Annotated in this window: 18 protein-coding genes; 7 read left to right on the top strand and 11 right to left on the bottom strand. The window is 58.3% G+C overall.

All coding sequences use genetic code 11. From position 1 onward, the window contains the following. Positions 1-135: 135 nt before the first annotated feature. The 3 genes from EUU25_RS01730 (at position 136) to EUU25_RS01720 (ending at position 2,764) form a co-directional block, all read left to right on the top strand. Positions 136-957, top strand: coding sequence for an alpha/beta hydrolase (locus tag EUU25_RS01730; protein ID WP_246162969.1), 822 nt, complete (start codon positions 136-138; stop codon positions 955-957). A gap of 490 nt (positions 958-1,447) precedes the next feature. Continuing rightward, positions 1,448-2,005, top strand: coding sequence for a hypothetical protein (locus EUU25_RS01725; protein WP_158897748.1), 558 nt, complete (start codon positions 1,448-1,450; stop codon positions 2,003-2,005). 102 nt (positions 2,006-2,107) lie between these two features. Continuing rightward, positions 2,108-2,764 carry a hypothetical protein gene (locus EUU25_RS01720; protein ID WP_158897747.1) on the top strand — a complete coding sequence of 219 codons (657 nt, stop codon included), beginning with the start codon at positions 2,108-2,110 and terminating at the stop codon, positions 2,762-2,764. Between the two features lie 31 nt (positions 2,765-2,795). Here EUU25_RS01720 and EUU25_RS01715 read toward each other — a convergent pair whose 3' ends face one another. The 5 genes from EUU25_RS01715 to EUU25_RS01695 all read right to left on the bottom strand — a co-directional run bounded on the left by EUU25_RS01715 (position 2,796) and on the right by EUU25_RS01695 (position 7,772). Further along, complete coding sequence (locus EUU25_RS01715) at positions 2,796-3,914, bottom strand: ATP phosphoribosyltransferase regulatory subunit (protein ID WP_158897746.1); 1,119 nt, start codon at positions 3,912-3,914, stop codon at positions 2,796-2,798. 41 nt (positions 3,915-3,955) lie between these two features. Next, positions 3,956-5,539 (bottom strand): phosphoglycerate dehydrogenase, encoded by a 1,584-nt coding sequence (gene serA, locus EUU25_RS01710; RefSeq protein ID WP_158897745.1) that lies wholly within the window; start codon positions 5,537-5,539, stop codon positions 3,956-3,958. A gap of 103 nt (positions 5,540-5,642) precedes the next feature. Further along, positions 5,643-6,767: a phosphoserine transaminase gene (locus EUU25_RS01705; protein WP_158897744.1), complete on the bottom strand. Its 1,125-nt coding sequence runs from the start codon at positions 6,765-6,767 to the stop codon at positions 5,643-5,645. A 103-nt stretch (positions 6,768-6,870) separates the two neighbouring features. Continuing rightward, on the bottom strand, positions 6,871-7,185 hold the full coding sequence (locus EUU25_RS01700; protein WP_246162843.1) for a PepSY domain-containing protein: 315 nt from the start codon (positions 7,183-7,185) through the stop codon (positions 6,871-6,873). Positions 7,186-7,187: 2 nt separating this feature from the next. Next, a complete protein-coding gene (locus EUU25_RS01695) occupies positions 7,188-7,772 on the bottom strand; it encodes a protein-methionine-sulfoxide reductase heme-binding subunit MsrQ (RefSeq protein ID WP_222848819.1) in 585 nt (194 codons plus the stop codon). Between the two features lie 163 nt (positions 7,773-7,935). On the opposite strand from EUU25_RS01695, the gene EUU25_RS01690 reads away from it, so the two are divergent. Both EUU25_RS01690 and EUU25_RS01685 read left to right on the top strand, forming a co-directional pair. Next, on the top strand, positions 7,936-8,598 hold the full coding sequence (locus EUU25_RS01690; protein WP_158897742.1) for an extensin family protein: 663 nt from the start codon (positions 7,936-7,938) through the stop codon (positions 8,596-8,598). 40 nt (positions 8,599-8,638) lie between these two features. Then, a complete protein-coding gene (locus EUU25_RS01685; RefSeq protein WP_158897741.1) occupies positions 8,639-9,505 on the top strand; it encodes an LOG family protein in 867 nt (288 codons plus the stop codon). A gap of 16 nt (positions 9,506-9,521) precedes the next feature. On the opposite strand, the gene EUU25_RS01680 is transcribed toward EUU25_RS01685, so the two are convergent. Together EUU25_RS01680 and EUU25_RS01675 are read right to left on the bottom strand one after the other, a co-directional pair. Next, positions 9,522-9,947, bottom strand: coding sequence for a c-type cytochrome (locus tag EUU25_RS01680; protein WP_158897740.1), 426 nt, complete (start codon positions 9,945-9,947; stop codon positions 9,522-9,524). A gap of 13 nt (positions 9,948-9,960) precedes the next feature. Further along, complete coding sequence (locus EUU25_RS01675; RefSeq protein ID WP_158897739.1) at positions 9,961-10,599, bottom strand: c-type cytochrome; 639 nt, start codon at positions 10,597-10,599, stop codon at positions 9,961-9,963. A gap of 146 nt (positions 10,600-10,745) precedes the next feature. On the opposite strand from EUU25_RS01675, the gene EUU25_RS01670 reads away from it, so the two are divergent. Next, entirely contained in the window at positions 10,746-11,639 is an 894-nt protein-coding gene (locus EUU25_RS01670) for a prephenate dehydratase (RefSeq protein WP_158897738.1), read from the top strand. Here the strand turns inward: EUU25_RS01670 and EUU25_RS01665 are convergent. The 3 genes from EUU25_RS01665 to EUU25_RS01655 all read right to left on the bottom strand — a co-directional run bounded on the left by EUU25_RS01665 (position 11,636) and on the right by EUU25_RS01655 (position 15,973). Continuing rightward, positions 11,636-12,694: a glycosyltransferase family 4 protein gene (locus EUU25_RS01665; RefSeq protein ID WP_158897737.1), complete on the bottom strand. Its 1,059-nt coding sequence runs from the start codon at positions 12,692-12,694 to the stop codon at positions 11,636-11,638. The two genes, EUU25_RS01670 and EUU25_RS01665, sit on opposite strands and share 4 nt — an antisense overlap. Next, complete coding sequence (locus EUU25_RS01660) at positions 12,691-13,515, bottom strand: UDP-2,3-diacylglucosamine diphosphatase (RefSeq protein WP_158903000.1); 825 nt, start codon at positions 13,513-13,515, stop codon at positions 12,691-12,693. Before EUU25_RS01660 ends, EUU25_RS01665 begins: the two co-directional genes overlap by 4 nt. A gap of 160 nt (positions 13,516-13,675) precedes the next feature. Beyond that, positions 13,676-15,973, bottom strand: coding sequence for a TonB-dependent receptor (locus EUU25_RS01655; RefSeq protein ID WP_158897736.1), 2,298 nt, complete (start codon positions 15,971-15,973; stop codon positions 13,676-13,678). A 185-nt stretch (positions 15,974-16,158) separates the two neighbouring features. Between EUU25_RS01655 and EUU25_RS01650 the strand changes: the two genes are divergently transcribed. Beyond that, on the top strand, positions 16,159-16,422 hold the full coding sequence (locus tag EUU25_RS01650) for a DUF2171 domain-containing protein (RefSeq protein WP_158897735.1): 264 nt from the start codon (positions 16,159-16,161) through the stop codon (positions 16,420-16,422). 34 nt (positions 16,423-16,456) lie between these two features. Here the strand turns inward: EUU25_RS01650 and polA are convergent, their stop codons facing one another. Then, positions 16,457-19,273, bottom strand: coding sequence for a DNA polymerase I (gene polA / locus EUU25_RS01645; protein ID WP_158897734.1), 2,817 nt, complete (start codon positions 19,271-19,273; stop codon positions 16,457-16,459). Positions 19,274-19,315 lie beyond the last annotated feature (42 nt).

Raw genomic sequence — 19,315 nt, 5'->3', positions numbered from 1 at the left:
GGGCAGCGCTTACCAGCGGAATGCCGTCAGGAAGTCGTGCAACTTTGCGGTATCAACCGCGATGCGATGCGAGGCTGCCTGCGTGAGAAATACAGCCAATTGTCGGAAAACTGCCAAGGGGAATTGCGCGCCCTGATGGGGCAGCGCAGCGAAGGCGGAACAGCCGGAGCGCGCGCCGCCGGAGGAACCGAAATGTCCTATGGCAGCGACGCGTTGCAAAAACTCGATTTCTGGCGCAGCCCGCAGGACAAGGCCCCGCTGGTCATCTTTGTGCATGGCGGCGGCTGGAAACGGGGCGACAAGAATAACGCCACCGGGCAAAGCAAGGCCCCGCACTACCGTGCGCAGGGCTATGCCTTTGCCAGTATCAATTACCGCCTTGTCCCTGACGCCACGGTCGAACAGCAGGCAAGCGACGTCGCCGCCGCTGTCGCCTATTTGCGCAGCAATGCCCGGCAATTGGGAATCGACCCTGACCGGATTGTCCTGATGGGCCATAGCGCAGGCGCGCATTTGTCGGCGCTGGTGGGCACGGACCCCGCCTATCTGCAAAAGGCGGGCCTGCCGCTATCCGCGCTGAAGGGTGTTATCCCGCTCGACGGCGCGGCCTATGACGTACCCGCGCAGATGAAAGAAGGCGCAGCGATCATGGGGGACACCTATGCGCAAGCCTTCGGCCTCGACCCCGCACGGCAAAGGGCATTGTCACCCTACTGGCACGCACCCTCGCCCAATGCGCCTGCCTTCCTGATCCTCCACGTCGACCGCGAAGACGGCGCCCGCCAATCCGCCGCGCTTGCCGATGCCCTGCGTAAAAGTGGGACGGCGGTGAAGCTGCAGGCGTTCGAAGGTAAGGGCCTGCGCGGACATATGGAGATCAACCGCAAGCTGGGCGAAGCCGACTATCCTGCGACGCCGGTGGTGGATGCGTGGTTGCGGGAGGTTTTTGGGGAGTAGATATTGAGAGGCTTCTGGGTGCCCTCTGCCTACGAGGCCGGGATTATTTGGTTCGCACGAAGACACAAAGGCGCAAAGGGGCGTAAAAAAGTAAAGTATCTTTCGAAGCCATCACCCTGAACTCGGTTCAGGGTCCATTTGTTAGACCATTCCTGCACCCGTTGTGAAAAGCCAAGCCGTGACGCGCGGTTGCGTTTTCACTCGCACATTGGATGCCGTTGCTCGATGGACCCTGGAACGCAGTCACCGAAGGTGAAACAAGTTCAGGGTGACGATCAGGTATAAAGCGCGATGTTCTTGTTTCCTTATTCTTTGTGCCTTTGTGTCTTTGCCTGAGATATTCCTTCTCCGCTAAAGAAGAGAGGGGGATGATGTCTTCTGTTCAATTGCCTGGATTGAAAGCGGACTTTCAGGGCACGACAACATTGCGGGCAGCGAGCAAAATTGCCACTATCAGTACACGTGACGTCCTAAGTGGGGAGCATGACAAATGAGTCTTAGCAAATTTACATTTGGTTTGACGTTATCGATCTTGAGTATGCTTCCCACAGGGCAAGTCGGAGCGACAAGCATCGTTGCCTTGAGGCCGCATGACCCAGCGCGGGCCTGTCCGGCGATTGAAACTGCGGTTGCGGAGATGACAGGTCAAAAGCCCCGGACGGAACCTTGGCCCATCTATTATTCGGATGAATTCGGAACTGTCGAATATGACGAGCACATAGCTTTCGTCAAATCCATGACGACTTCTGAAGGCCGGCCCGATCGGTCGCCAATCCAGTTGACCCTTGTTTGGCCTGTCGGCAAACAAAAGGATGATAAATCGAGGGCGCTGTATGTTATCAGCCTGCAACGGGATAAGTGGCACAAGGAGCGCGAAGTGTCCTTTGATCCCATGCAGACGGAGCCCGAAGGTTTTGACTTTGCGCCGAGTTATTGGTTGGTGGAGTTCTCGGAAAACCGGATCGTAACCATGCGGGAAGGGTTTATTTTCTTCGAATTCGTCGACTATGATAAGCGACTAAAGGGATGTGGGCGCTACGACCGCTAGCCACAGCGATACAGCCATTCCCGAAAGATTCAGCACATCTGTAACCCATCGTAAGAACAAAATCCCGCTTCGCGCCCTGCCCAAAGGACGATACACAGCCCTATGCGAATCGAAGGTAATTATCGGGAAGACGGCTACGCCACCATAAGGAGCCTGATCCCGCCGGAAGTGGCGGCGAACCTGTTTCGGCAGATCCAGATCGACCTCGAAGCTGCCGGAAAAAACTTCAACACTTTTGCCAAGGAACACCAGCTGTCCAACCGGCATACGGTGGATATTTCGGGGCATTTCTACCGGCCGCTGACGACCTTTTTGTGGGGTCTGACCCCGATTATGAGCGAGCTGACGGGTGCCGATTTGCTGCCGAGCTACGATTATTTCCGTATCTACCAGAAAGACGATGTGTGCCGCGTCCACTCGGACCGCCCGTCGTGCGAGCACAGCGTATCGCTGACACTGGTCTATAGCGATGACAAAGCCTGGCCGCTGGAAGTCGGGTCGATCCCCGTCTCTGGCGAAGGGCCATGTGTCGATGATTTCGGTGACGAGCCCTATACCGCCGTCGCCATGCAGCCGGGCGATGCGGTTCTGTATCGCGGGATGGATTTGCGCCACGGACGCATGACACCCAACCCCAATCGCTGGTCCGCGCATCTTTTCCTGTTCTGGGTCGAACGAAATGGCAAGTTCAAACAGCACGCCTTTGACGAGGAACGGTTGCGCTCCGAATTGAAGCGGGTCAGCAATCTGGACGTTTGACCAGCTCCGGCAAACACCGGCATTGCACAGATTAAATGGGTTCCGCTCGCCCGTTGGTCAGCACATAGGCGCAATCCAGTGCCTGTGCATTGTCGCTTTCATCGAGCGCCGCGACCGTGATCCAGCCTTCGCTCCGCATCTGCGCCGCTTTGGACGCCAGCGTTCCTTTGGGCAGGAACAGGCGGCGGTTTTCGTCCTTTTCCGCGACGATGTCGATCAACGGATCGGGATAAAGCGAAAAGCCGGTGGCGACTTCGACACCGCCGTCTGTGCGCGCGATGGCATAGGTGCCGCCGCGTCCGAGTGCAGCGGTGTAGCCCTTGGCAAAGAGCGTGAAGCCGAACCAGCTTTGATATTCAAAGCCATGCCGCTCGGTAGGGTCGAGGGTGATGGTAGCGCGGTCGCCGAGCGATTCTGCAATAGCTTCCAGCGCGCCAATCCGTGACGCCAGCGCACCGCCCGCATCAATAGCGCGCAATTTCTGCACCGCTTCGGCAAAAGGTCCGGTTGCCGCAAGCAGAGGCAGATAGGCATCCGCCCCCAATGCGCTCAACCCGCCTGCATCCTTCATATCCAGTTCGGACCGCACCGCGTCGATCTTTTCGGGCGAAAGCGGCAGAGCCTTGGCTGCCAGCGTTTCGACCAAATCGGGCAAAGTGAAATCGACGGTAATATCCTTGACCCCCGCAGACTCCAGCGCCTCAACTGCAACGGTCACGATTTCCGACGCGGCAGCGACGCTGTCATTGCCGATCAGCTCGGCGCCCAATTGGGTGATTTCCCGTTCGGGCCGCAATTGGCGCGCACGCAGGCGCAGGATTTGGCCGTGGTAGCACAGACGCAGCGGGCGTGGTGCATCGGCCATCCGGGTAGTCGCAATGCGGCCGACCTGCACGGTGATGTCCCCGCGCAAGGCCAGCGTATGCCCCGAAACCGGGTCGGTGAAGCGCAGCAGGCTGTTACGCGTTGCGCCGCCGCTGCGGGCCGACAGGCTGGCTTCGAATTCGGCGATGGCCGGGCTGACCCGACCATAGCCATGTGACGCCATGACATCGAGCATGGCGCGCGCAACCCGAACGGCAGCCTCCGCCTGCACAGGCAGGCGGTCGCGGAATCCTTCGGGTAAAAGATCGGGCGATATGCTGGTCATGCGGGCTCTTTACGCGAAAACGCCTGTCGGGAAAGCCCCGATCAGAATTTAAGCGCCTTTACCGTTTTCACGCCGGGCAATTTGCACAACTGCCACAATACGGGCTCTTCGATTTCGGAGTCCATCGACAGCAGCAATACCGCCTCGCCACCGGCACTGCGGCGGCCGAGATGGAAGGTGCCGATGTTCAGCCCTGCCTCGCCTAAGGTCGTTCCGACGCGGCCGATGAAGCCGGGCGCATCTTCGTTGACGATGTAGAGCATATTGCCTTCCAGCTCTGCCTCCAGGCTGATCCCGAAGATCTCGACAAGACGCGCTTCGCTATTGGCGAAGAGGGTCCCGGCGACCGAACGGGGTCCCTGGCTGGTGTTGACGGTCACGCGGACCAGCGTGTGGTAGGCACCGGGCTTGTCATGGCGCACTTCGCGGATGTCGAAACCGCGTTCCTTGGCGAGGTAAGGCGCGTTGACCATGTTCACCGCGTCGGAGAAGCGGCGCATGAAGCCCGACAGGACAGCTGCTGTAATCGGCTTGATGTTCAGTTCCGCCGCTGCGCCTTCCACTTCGATCGCCATATTGTCGAGATCGTCATGCGCCAATTGGCCAACCAGCGAACCCAGCTTTTGCGCGAGGTTCATATAGGGCTTCAGCTTCGGCGCTTCTTCGGCGGACAGGCTGGGCATGTTGAGCGCGTTGGTAACGCCGCCGCTGACCAGATAATCGGCCATCTGCTCGGCCACCTGCAGCGCGACATTGACCTGCGCTTCGTTGGTCGACGCACCCAGATGCGGGGTGCAGATGAAGTTGGGCGTGCCGAACAAGGGCGATTCCTTGGCGGGCTCGGTGGCGAACACGTCAAGCGCAGCGCCAGCGACATGGCCGCTGTCGAGCGCTTCTTTCAGCGCCGCTTCGTCGATCAGGCCACCGCGCGCACAGTTGATGATGCGGACGCCCTTCTTGGTCTTGGCGAGATTTTCCTTCGACAGGATGTTGCGGGTCTGGTCGGTCAGCGGCGTGTGCAGCGTGATGAAGTCGGCCTTGGCCAGCAATGTGTCGAGGTCAGCTTTCTCGACACCCATTTCGACGGCACGCTCGGCAGTCAGGAACGGATCGAATGCGACAACCTTCATCTTCAGGCCCAGCGCGCGGCTGGCGACGATACTGCCGATATTGCCGGCGCCGATCAGGCCCAGCGTCTTACCGGTAACTTCAACACCCATGAAGCCGTTTTTGGGCCACAGGCCCGCCTGCGTCTGGGCATTCGCCTCGGGCAATTGGCGCGCGAGGGCGAACATCAAGGCGATGGCGTGCTCGGCGGTTGTGATCGAGTTGCCGAACGGCGTGTTCATCACGACTACGCCCTTGGCCGATGCGGCGGGGATGTCGACATTGTCGACGCCAATTCCGGCGCGGCCAATGACCTTCAGATTTGTGGCGGCATCCAAAATGGCCTTGGTCACTTTGGTCGAGCTGCGGATGGCAAGACCGTCATAGTCGCCGATCATGGCGGCCAGTTCTTCGGGGGTCTTGTCGGTGATAACGTCAACGTCACAGCCACGCTCGGCAAAGATTTTGGCTGCGTTGGGGTCCATTTTGTCGGAGATAAGTACGCGAGGTTTTGTCATTTTTTGTTCCGTTCTGAAATGCCGTCATGCTGAACTCGTTTCAGCATCTTATTTTACCGGCGAAAGTAAGGCCCTGAACCAAGTTCAGGGTGACGGCTTGGACTTAAGAGGAGAGCTGAGAATAGGCCCAGTCGAGCCAGGGTCCGAGCGCCTCAATATCGGCGGTGTCGACAGTCGCGCCGCACCAGATCCGCAGACCCGGAGGGGCATCGCGGTAGCCCGCAATGTCATAGGCGGCACCCTCGGCATCAAGCAGCGAAGCGAATTTCTTGATGAACGCTTCATCTGCGCCTTCGACCGTCAGGCAGACCGAGGTTTTCGACCGCGTCGCTTCGTCGGCGGCAAGATGGCCTAGCCATGTCCGGTCGGCGACAATCTTACCAAGCGCGGCGGCATTGGCGTCCGAACGGCGCATCAGACCTTGCAATCCACCAACGCCTTTCGCCCATTCAAGCGCGAAAATGACGTCTTCGACCGCGAGCATCGAGGGGGTGTTGATGGTTTCGCCCTTGAACACGCCTTCGGCTAGCGCGCCTTTCGACATCAGGCGGAATACCTTCGGCAGCGGCCATGCGGGTGTGTAGTTTTCCAGACGCTCGACAGCGCGCGGGCCGAGGATAAGCACGCCATGTGCGCCCTCACCGCCCAATACCTTCTGCCAGGAGAAGGTGGTTACGTCGAGCTTGTCCCAAGGCATGTCATAGGCAAACACAGCCGAGGTTGCATCGTTGAAGGTCAGGCCTTCGCGGTCGTCCGCGATCCAGTCGCCATTGGGAACGCGCGCACCTGATGTCGTGCCGTTCCAGGTGAAGACGACGTCATTGCTGAAATCGACCGCCGACAGATCGGGAATTTCGCCATAGGGCGCATTCAGGACGGTGGCGTTCAGCTTGAGCTGTTTGTTGACATCGGTAACCCAACCTTCACCGAAGCTTTCCCACGCAAGCATCGTGACCGGCCGTGCGCCGAGCATCGTCCACATCGCCATTTCGATGGCGCCGGTGTCCGAACCGGGCACAATACCTATCCGGTGCGTATCGGGCACCTGCAGCACTTCGCGCATCAGGTCGATCGCAAGTTGCAAACGCGACTTGCCGATCTTGGCGCGGTGCGAGCGGCCCAGTGATTCGGTTGCTAATTTGGAAGCTTCCCAACCCGGCGGCTTCGCGCAGGGACCGGAAGAAAAGTACGGACGCGCCGGTTTTACGGCGGGTTTACTGATAGTCATGTAAGCGTCTCCTTGCAGAGAGCAGCGCGGCGTTGGGACCGCGTGGCCCGGAGCCGCGTTTAAGCGCGACCCCGGTTTTGTCAATGACTATCGACGCAGTCGTTCAATAACCCTGCTTGCGGAACAGCACTTCACCCCGGCGTCCGACATAGAGTTTTTCGAGCGTGACAGGGTGGAAATAGGCTTCGACCCGGTCGCCTTCGGGGGTGGTGCCATAAACTTCATAGCAACCGCCATCGACCTTGGATTTGCGAACAGTCCAGCCTTCCTTCGTCAGCTTCTTGGTCAATTCGTCCTGCGTTTTCCAGCCGGATACAGGGCCAGCCTTGCACTTGATGACGCCGGTGGCCGAAGCGGGCGCGGATACCAGCGCAACAGCGGCTGCGGCAGCAAGGGTAAGGGGGATAAAGACGCGCATATTCATGCTCCTTTGGGTTGGGGTTTGGGGGAAAGAAAAAAGCGTGCGGCCACCAATAGCGCCAAAGGCACAAAGTGGACGAGCGCCGGGACTAGGTTGTTGTGGATGAATATCCAATGGACCAGAACGAGGACCGCCGCAGGATAGACCAGACGCTGGAGTTGCTTCCATCCTACCTTCAGCTTCCGCATCGACGCGTCATTGCTGGTCACCGCCAGTGGCACGAACAACAGCATTGCGGCCCAGCCCGTCCAGATGCCAAGCGCCCAAAATTCGGCAAGGATATCATCGAGATTGCCCATGTCGATCAGATAGAAAAGCAGATGGAGCACCGAATAGGCGAAAGCCGCGACACCCAAAGCACGGCGGCGTTGCACGAGCCAGTTGAGCCACGGTTTTGGCCCCAGCAGCGAAACCAGCGGGCTCAGCACCATCGCAAATATCATCAGCCGCGCCGCCCATTCGCCGGTCGGATGCAGCATATCCATCGCAATCACGTCGCCCGATGCATAGCGGCGCAGCATCAATAAAGCCGGGATTGCCAGCAACAGCCAAAAGGTGGGCTTCTTGTTAAGAATGATTCGCAACACTCGTCGGCGTTACGGACTGTCGTTCCGGCTTGCAATGGCGAATTTGTAACAAACTATCCCATTCGGATTGCGGCCAATGGTTTGTTTCCCGCGCCCACAGCCTACAAGACCTCCATTTTCCAGTTCGCCTGTCCGGCGAATAACGCTAAATAGCGTTACAATGCAAAGGCGCCTCCTTCTTATCCTGGCCGCACTCGTCGCCACGACGGCGCTGTCCGCCTGTGGTGGCCGCGATGAACGCGATATACCGCGTGTCACCAATGACAGTTTCAGCAGCAGCGAATCCCGTAAATGCCTTGCCGATCTGAAGGCACAATCGGTGCGCTTTCAGGTATTGCCCAACCAGATGCGCGGTGGCGGATGCCGGACCATCGATACGATCAAGGTTCTGGATCTGGGCACCGAAACCGCAAATCTCGGTCCAATGACCTGCCCGCTAGCCGCCAATTTCGCCGCTTGGGCCCGCCATGCGGTCCGACCTGCGGCCAAGCAATATCTAGGGTCCGACGTGGTCCGCATTGAAACCTTTGGCACCTATAGCTGCCGCAATGTGAATGGCGGGCGTTCGGGCAAATTGTCGGAGCATGCCTATGCCAACGCAGTCGATGTCTCGGCCTTCATCCTGCGCGACGGGCGGCGGATATCCTTGTTGAACAACTGGAATGGCCAGCCGCAAGAACGCGCCTTTTTGCGCCGCCTCCACCAGTCCGCCTGCAAGCGCTTCGGGACCGTTCTCGGCCCTGAATATAACGCCCAACACGCCAACCATTTCCACTTCGATATGGCAAAATCAATGAAGGATGGCTCCGCCTTTTGCCGATAAGGGGTGGCAAAATGTCGCCGGCGAGGGTAAACCCGCGCTAATGAACGATACAAAAATAACAGATCGCCGCTTCTACAAAGCCCAACAGGAAGCGGATTTCGCGGAACAACAGCTTTCCACCCCCCAGACACGCAGCAAGTCTTACCGGCTTGCTTTTCAGGACACCGATTTCCTGCTGCGCGAGGATTTGCGTCCTGTGCGGTTCCAGCTTGAATTGCTCAAGACCGAGATGCTTCTCGATGAAGCCAATATCGGATCGATGCTGGTCATTTACGGATCGGCGCGCATTCCTGAGCCGGAAAAGGCCGACGCCCTTTTGACCAATGCGACGGATGATCGTTCGCGCATCATTGCCGAACGGATGAAGGAAAAGTCGCGCTTTTACGAAGAGGCACGGACTTTGGCGCAACTCGCGAGCCAGGCCAATGTGACCGACGAAGCAGGGAAGCGGCATTTCGTCGTCTGCTCTGGTGGCGGACCGTCCATCATGGAGGCAGCCAATCGCGGTGCCCATGATGTCGGCGCCGAATCTGTCGGCCTCAACATTGTCTTGCCGCATGAGCAGGCGCCCAACCTGTTCGTCACCCCGCGCCTAAGCTTCCAGTTCCATTATTTTGCCCTGCGCAAGATGCACTTCCTGCTGCGCGCCCGCGCGGTTGCGGTATTTCCGGGCGGCTTTGGAACGTTCGATGAATTTTTTGAACTGCTGACGCTGGTCCAGACCGGCAAGATCAAAAAAATGCCCATCCTGCTGTTCGGCAAGGATTTCTGGAACCGTGTTGTCAATTTTGAAGAATTGATGCTGGAAGGCGTGATCAGCCCACCTGACCTCGAACTTTTCCGCTTTGTGGAAACAGCGGATGAGGCATGGGCGGCGATTTGTGATTTTTACGAGGTAGCGGCTTAACTCCCGACCTCGTCAATCATTTCAGTGTTGCGAGATAGTCGATGAGCGCCTTCCGGTCAGCGGCATCGTTGATGCCTGCGAACATCATCTTTGTTCCAGGTGCCCATTTGGCGGGTGCTGTCAAAAACGCATCCAGATTGGCTTCGTCCCAAACACCGCCCTTGGCCTTCAGGCCATTGGAATAGGTGAAGCCGGGCGCGGACGCGACGGCGCGGCCGGTTATGCCGTGCAATCCCGGGCCAATACCATTACGGCCTTCGGGCGTGACAGTGTGGCATGCCATACATTTTTTAAATACGTCTTCGCCCGTCTTGGCAACGGCAGCGACAGGCTCCGGCGCGGCAGTTTGCCCGACCGTGTCAGAGCCCGTAGCTTCGCCGCCACCACCGCAGGCGGCAATAGCGAACAGCAGCGGCAGCGCCGCGAAAGCTGCAACCTTCATATGCGCCTCGTGCTTACTTTGCAGGTGCAGGGGCTGCGGCAGCAGGTGCAGCTGCGGCATCGGCAGCAGGTGCTGCTGCACCGTCGGCAGGTGCACCTTCAGCAGCAGCCGCGTTGGCAACGGCCGCCTCGACAGGCGACGGCAGCGGTAGGTTTGAACCCTGGCTGTTCAAATAGAGCATCAAAGCCGCGCGCTCTTCCGGATTGCCCAGACCGGCAAACGTCATTTTGTTGCCGGGTGCATATTTTTTAGGATTGGTCAGCCACTCGTTCAGGGCTTCAAATGTCCAGGTACCGCCCTTGGATTTCAAGGCATCTGAATAGGCAAAGCCTGCATGGCTACCCAGTGGCTTGCCAACGGTTGCCCACAAATTCGGCCCAATACCATTGGGACCACCTTGCGCAATCGTATGGCATGCGGTGCACTTTTTGAAAATGGCTTCGCCTTTGGTCATATCGGCAGCAGCCATCATATTACCCAAGGGCACAGCAGCTTCAGCACCACCGCCTTCAGCCTCAACACCTTCGATCGCATAGCCCGGCTTATGAGGGGCGGCGCTGTGAAAATACATTCCCGAAGCGATGCTCAATCCCAGCGCGGCGATGCCACCTGCCAAAACCCAGCCTGCGATTGTGTTACTGCGATCATCCATCGATTGTCTGCCCTGTTATGCGGTTTGATGCATGCGGCTATCGAAGCCGCCAGATTCCCTGCCCCTCTAATAGCGCAAAGGGAGCCGTGCAAGAGCGGAAATCCGGTCTTGCCCGATATGATTCCGTCCCGTAACGCGACGCCATTATGGATAGCTATCCCGCCCCTGCCCTCGCCAAGGTCAAAGAGATGACCGCCATTGCCACCGCAGACCCTGCGCGCGCCGTTGCATTTCAGGGCGCTCCGGGCGCAAATTCGCACCTGGCGGCGCTGGAATATGACCCTGAATGCCATCCACTTCCGTGCTTTTCCTTTGAAGACGCCATCGACGCGGTGAAGGACGGGACAGCGGCCCGGGCGATCATTCCTATTGAAAACTCGCTCCACGGCCGCGTGGCGGACATCCATTTCTTATTGCCCGAATCAGGTCTCAGCATCGTCGCCGAACATTTCATGCCCATTCGCCACTGCCTGATGGCCAAGACGGCGGACGCAAAACTGACCACGGCGATGAGCCATCCGCAAGCGTTGGGCCAATGCCGCCACTATTTGCGCGCACATGACATCATTCCGGTTGCCTATGCCGATACAGCCGCAGCCGCCGCCTTCGTCGCGGCCAATGACGACCCTTCGGCAGGCGCAATCGCCCCGCCCATTGCCGCCGAAATGTATGGGCTGGTCGCGATCAATGATGGCGTGCAGGATGATGCCAGCAACACGACGCGCTTTGTCGTGCTGTCACGCGACCCTGCGGACCGCTCCGCGATGGACGGCACCCTGATGACGACCTTCATATTCGAGGTGAAGAATATCCCAGCAGCGCTCTACAAAGCGATGGGCGGTTTTGCGACGAATGGCGTCAATATGACGAAGCTCGAGAGCTACCAAAATGGTGCCAGCTTTGCGGCAACCGAGTTTTTCGCCGACATTGAAGGTGCGCCGGGCGATGCCGCCGTCGACCGCGCGCTGGACGAGCTGCGCTTCCACTGCAACTCGGTGCGGCTGCTCGGAACTTACAAGCAAACCCGCGAACGCGGTTAAGCGAGTTCAAGAGCCCTTTCGCGCGCCGCATAGAGGGCGGCCAGAAACTGGTCTGCGGCACGATCCCATGTAAATTGGGCGCCATATCGGGCTGCGGCTATTCGGCTGCAACTCAACGCCTGGGTTATCGCAAATGACAAGGATTCCGATACCGACCCGACGGGTGCCGTCAGTTCATCAAATGGTCCCAGGCCCTCTGCCCCGATGATGTCCAGAGGACCGGGCACCGGATAGCCTGCGACAGGGACGCCACAGGCCAGTGCCTCGATCATGACCAGTCCGAACGTGTCGGTTTTGCTCGGGAAGACGAAAACGTCAGCAGCGGCATAAGCCTGCGCGAGTTCGGTGCCGTTCAAGCTGCCCATGAACAAAGCATCGGGGTAGCGCCGTTTCAATTCTTCGAGCGCCGGGCCATCGCCCACGACCACTTTGGTCCCCGCAACCGCCGCACCGAGGAAACTCTCCAGATTCTTCTCGATCGCCACGCGCCCGACGGAGAGCAATATGGGCTTGGGCAATGCTGCAAGCGCCGGATGCGGAGCAAGGCCGGGCTTGAAAATCTCCGTATCGATGCCGCGGGTCCACGGACGGGTGTGCGGGATACCCCGGCTTTCCAGTTCCGCACTCAAACGCGGCGTTGCCGACAGAACGGCGCGTGACGATTTATGGAAGATCCGCATCACCGGCCAGAAATAGTCGGGAGACAAACCTGTGCGCACCGATGCATAATCGGGAAAGCGGGTGTGGAAGGCCGTGGTGAAGGGTATCTTGTGCACCATGCACCAGCGCCTTGTGCTCCACCCAATCGGCCCTTCGGTCGAGATGTGGACAATGTCCGGCGCGAAATCGGCCAGTTTCTTGCGCAGTCCAAAGCGCGGCGCGACGGCCAGGCGTATTTCGCCATAGCCCGGACAGGGCACGGTGCGAAACTGGTCTGGGCTCATGACGCAAACTTCATGGCCGCGTGCGCGGAGCAACTTTACGGTCATCTCCAAGGTGCGCACGACGCCATTAATCTGCGGACGCCAGGCGTCCGTTGCTATCGCGATCCTCATGCCAAGGCCTTTTCGCGCTTGGCCGCCTGCTGGCGCTGGCGATTATGTTCGGCCCAGTCGACGATCGACATCTGCCCGAACTTGTCTTCGACCAATGCCGTGCAGCTTTCGACCCAGTCGCCGTCATTATAATAGGTGACGCCGTCGATATCGCGGATTTCGGCATGGTGGATATGACCACAGACAACGCCGTCGACACCGCGATCAAGCGCCGCACGGGCCACGGCCTCTTCATATTTGCCAATGAATGAAACCGCGTTCTTCACCCGCATCTTAAGGTAGGAGGAAAGCGACCAATAAGGCAGATGCAACCGGCGGCGGACGGCGTTCAGCCAGACATTGGCTTTCAGCAGGAAGGTGTACGCTGTGTCCCCGAGGAAGGCCAACCATTTGGCGTAGAGCACGACGCTGTCGAACATGTCGCCATGGGTGACCAGCAGCAAGCGGCCATCGGCGGTTTCGTGGATAGCCTCATGCGCCAGTTCGACCCCGCCAAAGCCGAGCCCCACATAATCGCGGAACATCTCGTCATGATTGCCCGGCACATAGACAACCCGCGTTCCCTTATGCGCCATTTTCAATATGCGGCGCAGAACCTCATTATGACTCGACGGCCAATACCAGCCTTTACGAAGGCGCCAGCCGTCAACAATATCACCGACGAGATAGAGCGTATCGCACTGGATGCTGTGCAGAAAATCGAGCAGCAGCTCAGCATTGCATCCCGACGTCCCCAGATGGACATCCGAAATCCAGACGGTGCGGTATTTCTGCTTGGGTTGAAAACTACGCGGTTCCTGTTCGTGGAACCAATCGGGCATTTTCGGATCGAAGATGCCGCTCAGCGGGTTCTTGGTCAAAACGTCTGTCATGATTTTCCCAGTTATTGCCTTAACTGGAACTGCCGGATAGCCGTCATGCGTTACGCGTTCACGTCGTACGCATGACAGTTTCGAGTCAGTTCCAGTTTTTCTGTGACAATCAGAACTTTGCACCGACCCGGATGCCGTACAGGCGCGGTTCGGCTGGAATGAAGGTCGGAATGCCAAAGGCACCACCGGTGTTTCCGGCATCGAGCAGATAGTCTTCATTCAACAGGTTGCGGGCGAAGGCGGCCACTTCGAACCGGTCGCCGCCAAAGCGGAAACCTGCGTTCACATTGACCAAAGTCACGGCTTCCTGGCTGATCAGATTATTGTTCGGAATTTCGAAGAAAATCTTGCTGCGGTAGGTGACCGAAGGCGTGGCAAAGAAGGTGATGCCGCCCATCGGGGCGTCGATGGTGAAGCCTGCGGCGGCCTGGACATCGGGTTGCAACCGGAACTTCGCGCCACGGAAGTTGGCCGCAATCGTTGGCTTGTCGTCGATACCTCCATCAATATAGCCGATATTCCCGAACACGCTCAGCCAGCTAGCCGGTTTGATCGTCAGTTCGGCCTCAACCCCCTTGTTGGTGGCGGTTCCGGCGCTTTGGGTCTGCGTGGTGCCGTTCGGCAAGACGACGCTCACCTGAAAATTATCATAGGTCAGATAATAGGCACCAATGGACCCCGAAAACATGCCTGAAGAACCCTTTACGCCGATTTCATAGTTCCATACATTCTCCGCCAGAACAGGCGTAAAGTTGGCGACAGGGCCCGTTGCCGTTGCCCGCGCACCCAATTGCACCGTCGCGGACCGGCGGCCTTTGGACACGGTCGCATAGGCATTGAAATCATCCGAGAAGCGGTAAAGCAAATTCAGGCGCGGCAAGACAGCGGCGAAACTATCCTCGGTCCGGAAGGTTTGCCCGCCGGTATCGACCTGGCCCGGAATAAGCGATGCGCCGCCGGAAATCAGCGAACGTGGCACCCGTGCATAAAAGCCCGAGCGGCGCTTTTCGATCAGCACGCGTGCGCCTGCCGTGATTTCAAGGGCGGGGGTCGGAATCCATGTGCCATCTGCGAACATGGAATAGCTGTCGTTGCGTCCCTGATTTTCAAAAACCGAACTGTACGGAACTTGGGTAAAGCGCCCGCCGGTCAAAATCGCTGTTGCCCCCGCGGCGGAAACGGTGCCGTTTGCCGCAATACAGGGCAACCCCGGAATGAGGCGAGCGGCGCATTGCAGGAACGTGCCTTCTTCGCTGGAGAAAGGCACATTCTGGATGCTGTTTTCATGAAAATAGTTGAACCCGAACGAACCGCGGAATTTGTCGTCGGTATAGGCAAAGCGGGTTTCGTGGTTGAACTGGTCGCCTTTGGCAAGCTCGGTGAATTCCAGATACCATGCGGCAGAACCGTCGGCGTCGAAAACCTCAAGCGAGTCAAATTTGCGGTAGCCATTGACCATAGTCAGTGCCCAATTATCGTCAAATTCCCAGTTCACGGTGTAATTGACGTCATACACGTCGCGGGTAAGGCCCAGCTTTTCCTGATATAAATCCTGCAAGGAACGCGGCGACCCGCCAAGGAACGCATCGCCAAATGGATTGCCCGGTCCCGAGGTCGTCGGCAAGGCGCGCGAGACAAAGGCGGTGCCGGGGTTGCGTTGGCGATCATAGGTAAGGATCAGGTCAGCCGTCAGCTCATCGCTTGGTGTAAAGCGGAGCGAACCCCGGACGCCCAACTGGTTCTGGCCATTAAGGTCTTCCTGACCCGGAGCCAGATTGTTGACATAACCGTCGCGCTTTTTGAACGCGAAGGCGACGCGCGCGGCGATCTCGTCCGAACCGATGTTCAGGTGGCCGCCCAGTTGGCGCTGATTGAAATTGCCGATACCGCCGGTGACTGATCCGGAAAATCCGGCTTCGGGGCGTGCCGAAATGATGCTGATCGCGCCAACGGCAGATGCGGTTCCAAACAGCGTCGCCTGCGGTCCCTTGATGACCTCGATCCGTTCAATGTCATAAATATCCTGATAGGAACCGCGCGAACGGGAAATGTCGACGCCATTATAATAGAGCGTGACGCGTGCGGCCTGCTGCGCAGAGCCGGAATCCGATGTGATACCGCGAATGACAACACCTGGGTTGTTCGCGCTCTGCTCCTGGATATTGAGGCCGGGGATATAGTTCGCCAGTTCGTCCAGGTCGCTGACGCCCAGTTCCTTCAAACGTGCACCGCTAACGGCGCTCAGGGTTACGGGAACATCAATCAGCCTTTCTTCGCGCTTTTGTGCGGTAACGATGATCTCACCTTCATAAGCTTGCTCTTCATCGTCCGCTGTCTGCGCAAATGCCGGAAAAGCGGTTGATGCCAATAAAAGAGAGATTGAAATTGGGAGAGAATGTGAACGCATGGTGGGAGACTCCAACGGTGTAAGACGCTGGCGCTATGGCGGTGCTGCGCGTCACTATTGCGTCGTCTGTGCGACAAATCGGCTATGCCAATGCGAAGGAAAAAAGACATGTCCTGCGGCCGCCAAGCCCATGGACCTTCTGCCGCTGTCGGGTGTTACCCTTTTCCCACTTCAGGAGAAAACATATGGCAGACCTTTCCAACATCAAGGAACATGCAGAAGTCATTGGCGCGGACGGCGTGCATGTCGGCACCGTCGACCGCGTTGTCGGCGACCGTATCAAGCTGACCAAAGAAGATGGCGGTGAAGGCCATCATAAAGGGCATCACCACTATATCAGCGGTGGCCTGGTCGCGACCGTCGAAGACGGCACCGTGCGCCTGTCGGCAAATGCCGACGTAGCGATCACATTTGAAGAGGAAGAAGAAGGCGAAGAAGCCGCCAACTGACGCCTAGCGGGGCGCGGCAGCCTTAGGTTAAACCCTAATGCGCTGCGCCCCAGCTTGTGCCTGTTCCGATTTCCACGCCCAGTGGCACGGTCAGCTTTACCAACGGTTCGGCAGCATCCGCCATCACCGCCTCGATCACCTTGCTGGCGGCGGCGACGTCACCTTCGGGCAGTTCGAAAACCAATTCGTCATGCACCTGCAATAGCATCTTTACATGGGGCAGCCCCGCTGCCTCCAAAGCCGGTCCCATGCGGACCATGGCACGCTTGATAATGTCCGCGCTTGTCCCCTGAATCGGTGCATTGATTGCAGCGCGCTCGCTTCCCTGCCGCTCCGCCTGGTTGGCAGATTTGATCCGCGGGAACCATGTCTTGCGGCCGAACAAAGTCGTGGAATGGCCACACTCCCGCACCGTCGCCAGCGTTTCCTGAATATAGTTGGAGATACCCGGAAAGCGTTTGAAATAGGCGTCGATCAGGGCCTGTGCCTCATCCGGCGTGGATTCCAGGCGCTTGGCGAGGCCCCAGCGCGAAATGCCGTAAAGGATCGAAAAGTTGATGGTCTTGGCGCGGCCGCGGGTGTCGCGATTGACCTCGCCAAACATTTCCTGCGCGGTGCGCGCGTGAATATCCTCACCCTTTTCAAAGGCATCCCGCAAGGGCGCTACATCGGCAAAATGTGCGGCAAGGCGCAGCTCGATCTGGCTATAGTCGGCCGACAGGATGACATTGCCGGGTTCCGCGACAAAGGCATCGCGGATCTGCCGGCCCATTTCGGTGCGGATCGGAATATTCTGTAAATTGGGATCGGTCGAGGACAGCCGCCCGGTCTGCGCGCCGACCAGTGAATAGCTGGTGTGGACGCGACCTGTTTTCGGGTTGATCTGTTCCTGCAAGCTGTCGGTATAAGTTGATTTGAGCTTCGCCAATTGCCGCCAGTCGAGCACCTTGCGTGCGATTTCCACGCCCTGCCCGGCCAGATCTTCGAGCACGGTCACATCGGTCGAATATTGCCCGGACTTGCCCTTTTTGCCACCCTTGTGCCCCATTTTCTCAAACAGGATATTGCCCAATTGCTGCGGGCTACCAATGGTGAAGGGTTGCCCCGCCAGTTCGTGGATTTCCTTTTCAAGGCTTTCCATCTGCGCGGCAAATTCGCCCGACAGCCGTGCCAATACCGCGCGGTCGACCTTGATACCGGTGCATTCCATTTTCGACAGGACAGGTACCAACGGACGGTCGACCAGTTCATAGACCGTTGTCACCTTATCCGGGCTCAACCGCAATTTCAGATGGTGCCACAGACGCAACGTAACATCGGCATCCTCCGCCGCATATTTTGTTGCATCGGATAGCGGCACTTCCGCAAAGCCGATCTGGCTTTTGCCGGTGCCAGTCACACTTTTATAGCTGATGCATTCATGCCCCAGATGCAAACGCGCCAGTTCGTCCATGCCATGGCCATGATCGCCCGCATCCAGTGCAAAGCTCATCACCATCGTGTCGTCATAAGGCGCGATCGTCAGGCCATGCTGCGCCAATACGCTGATGTCATATTTGAGATTCTGGCCGATCTTCAAAATGCTTGGTTCGACCAGCAAAAGCTTCAACCGCGCCAGCGCTTCGGCAAAGGGAATCTGCTCCGGATTTTCGGCGAGCAGGTCGGTGCCTCCATGGCCAAGCGGCACATAGCACGCTTCCCCCGGCGCCACGGCTAGGCTGAACCCGACAAGGCGCGCCGTCACCGCTTCCAGACTGTCGGTTTCGGTGTCGAAGGCCACCAGTCCCGTTTCCATCGCGCGCGAAATCCAGTGATCAAGCCGGTCAACCGTCGTCACACATTCATAGGCATTCACATCAATTGGTGGCATTGCAGGCGGCAGTGCGGCTTTCCCGGCAACCGGCGCGCTTGCGGCACCATCCCCTTTGCTCGTCGCCTTGGGGTTACCTGCAATCGCTTTGTTTGCCGCCGCGGTATTGGCCACTTGGCCGATGCGCTTCAGAAGCGAGTTGAAGCCATGATGTTGCAGGAACGCAGCCAAGGGCTCTTCCGGAATCGCTCCCAGCTTCATGTCCTCGATCGGGATCGGCAGCGGACAATCTTCTTTCAACGTCACCAGCACTTTTGACAGCCGCGCCTTGTCGGCATGTTCGATCAGATTGTCGCGCATCTTCGACGGCTTCATATCGGGCGCGGCGGCAAGCACGCTTTCAAGGTCACCAAATTCCTGGATCAACTTCGTCGCAGTCTTCGGGCCCACGCCCGGAACGCCCGGGACATTGTCCACGCTGTCGCCCATCAGCGCCAGCACGTCGCCGACCTTTTCGGGTCCGACGCCGAACTTCCCGATCACTTCTTCGGCGCGGATGCGCTCATTTTTCATGGTGTCGAACATGTCGACGCACGGTTCGACCAACTGCATCAGGTCCTTGTCGGACGAAACAATGGTCACATCCCATCCCGCTGCACACGCCGCCTTGGCATAGCTTGCAATCATGTCGTCCGCCTCGACATTGTCTTCCTCGATCATGGGCAGCGAAAAGGCGCGCGTGGCGTCGCGGATCATCGGGAATTGCGGGCGCAGATCTTCGGGCGGCTCGGGCCGGTTGGCCTTGTAGAGATCATAGATTTCGTTGCGGAACGACTGCGAACTTTTGTCCAGAACCACCGCCATATGGGTCGGGCCATCGGCCTGATGAAGATCGTCGGCGAGCTTCCACAACATGGTTGTGTAGCCGTAAACGGCCCCCACCGGTTCCCCATGAATATTGGTCAGTGGCGGCAGGCGGTGATAGGCGCGGAAGATATAGGCGGAGCCATCGACGAGGTAGAGATGCTTCTGTTCGGACATAGCCCAAGCGATAGCAGCGGCGTGTCGCCGCGCCTATCGTGA

The sequence above is a fragment of the Sphingorhabdus lacus genome (assembly GCF_009768975.1).
Taxonomy (GTDB): Bacteria; Pseudomonadota; Alphaproteobacteria; order Sphingomonadales; family Sphingomonadaceae; genus Sphingorhabdus_B; species Sphingorhabdus_B lacus.
Note: the sequence above shows the minus strand (reverse complement) of the source record. Positions and strands in the feature narration are given on the sequence as shown.

Coding starts and splice junctions, on each gene's coding strand:
- EUU25_RS01690 (WP_158897742.1), top strand. CDS start 7,936: ATGCAAAGGCGCCTCCTTCTTATCCTGGCCGCACTCGTCGCCACGACG.
- EUU25_RS01665 (WP_158897737.1), bottom strand. CDS start 12,694: ATGAGGATCGCGATAGCAACGGACGCCTGGCGTCCGCAGATTAATGGC.
- EUU25_RS01700 (WP_246162843.1), bottom strand. CDS start 7,185: ATGCGCGTCTTTATCCCCCTTACCCTTGCTGCCGCAGCCGCTGTTGCG.
- EUU25_RS01650 (WP_158897735.1), top strand. CDS start 16,159: ATGGCAGACCTTTCCAACATCAAGGAACATGCAGAAGTCATTGGCGCG.
- EUU25_RS01720 (WP_158897747.1), top strand. CDS start 2,108: ATGCGAATCGAAGGTAATTATCGGGAAGACGGCTACGCCACCATAAGG.
- EUU25_RS01685 (WP_158897741.1), top strand. CDS start 8,639: ATGAACGATACAAAAATAACAGATCGCCGCTTCTACAAAGCCCAACAG.
- EUU25_RS01730 (WP_246162969.1), top strand. CDS start 136: ATGGGGCAGCGCAGCGAAGGCGGAACAGCCGGAGCGCGCGCCGCCGGA.
- EUU25_RS01655 (WP_158897736.1), bottom strand. CDS start 15,973: ATGCGTTCACATTCTCTCCCAATTTCAATCTCTCTTTTATTGGCATCA.
- EUU25_RS01680 (WP_158897740.1), bottom strand. CDS start 9,947: ATGAAGGTTGCAGCTTTCGCGGCGCTGCCGCTGCTGTTCGCTATTGCC.
- EUU25_RS01705 (WP_158897744.1), bottom strand. CDS start 6,767: ATGACTATCAGTAAACCCGCCGTAAAACCGGCGCGTCCGTACTTTTCT.
- EUU25_RS01715 (WP_158897746.1), bottom strand. CDS start 3,914: ATGACCAGCATATCGCCCGATCTTTTACCCGAAGGATTCCGCGACCGC.
- EUU25_RS01725 (WP_158897748.1), top strand. CDS start 1,448: ATGAGTCTTAGCAAATTTACATTTGGTTTGACGTTATCGATCTTGAGT.
- EUU25_RS01675 (WP_158897739.1), bottom strand. CDS start 10,599: ATGGATGATCGCAGTAACACAATCGCAGGCTGGGTTTTGGCAGGTGGC.
- EUU25_RS01670 (WP_158897738.1), top strand. CDS start 10,746: ATGGATAGCTATCCCGCCCCTGCCCTCGCCAAGGTCAAAGAGATGACC.
- EUU25_RS01660 (WP_158903000.1), bottom strand. CDS start 13,515: ATGCCCGATTGGTTCCACGAACAGGAACCGCGTAGTTTTCAACCCAAG.
- polA (WP_158897734.1), bottom strand. CDS start 19,273: ATGTCCGAACAGAAGCATCTCTACCTCGTCGATGGCTCCGCCTATATC.
- serA (WP_158897745.1), bottom strand. CDS start 5,539: ATGACAAAACCTCGCGTACTTATCTCCGACAAAATGGACCCCAACGCA.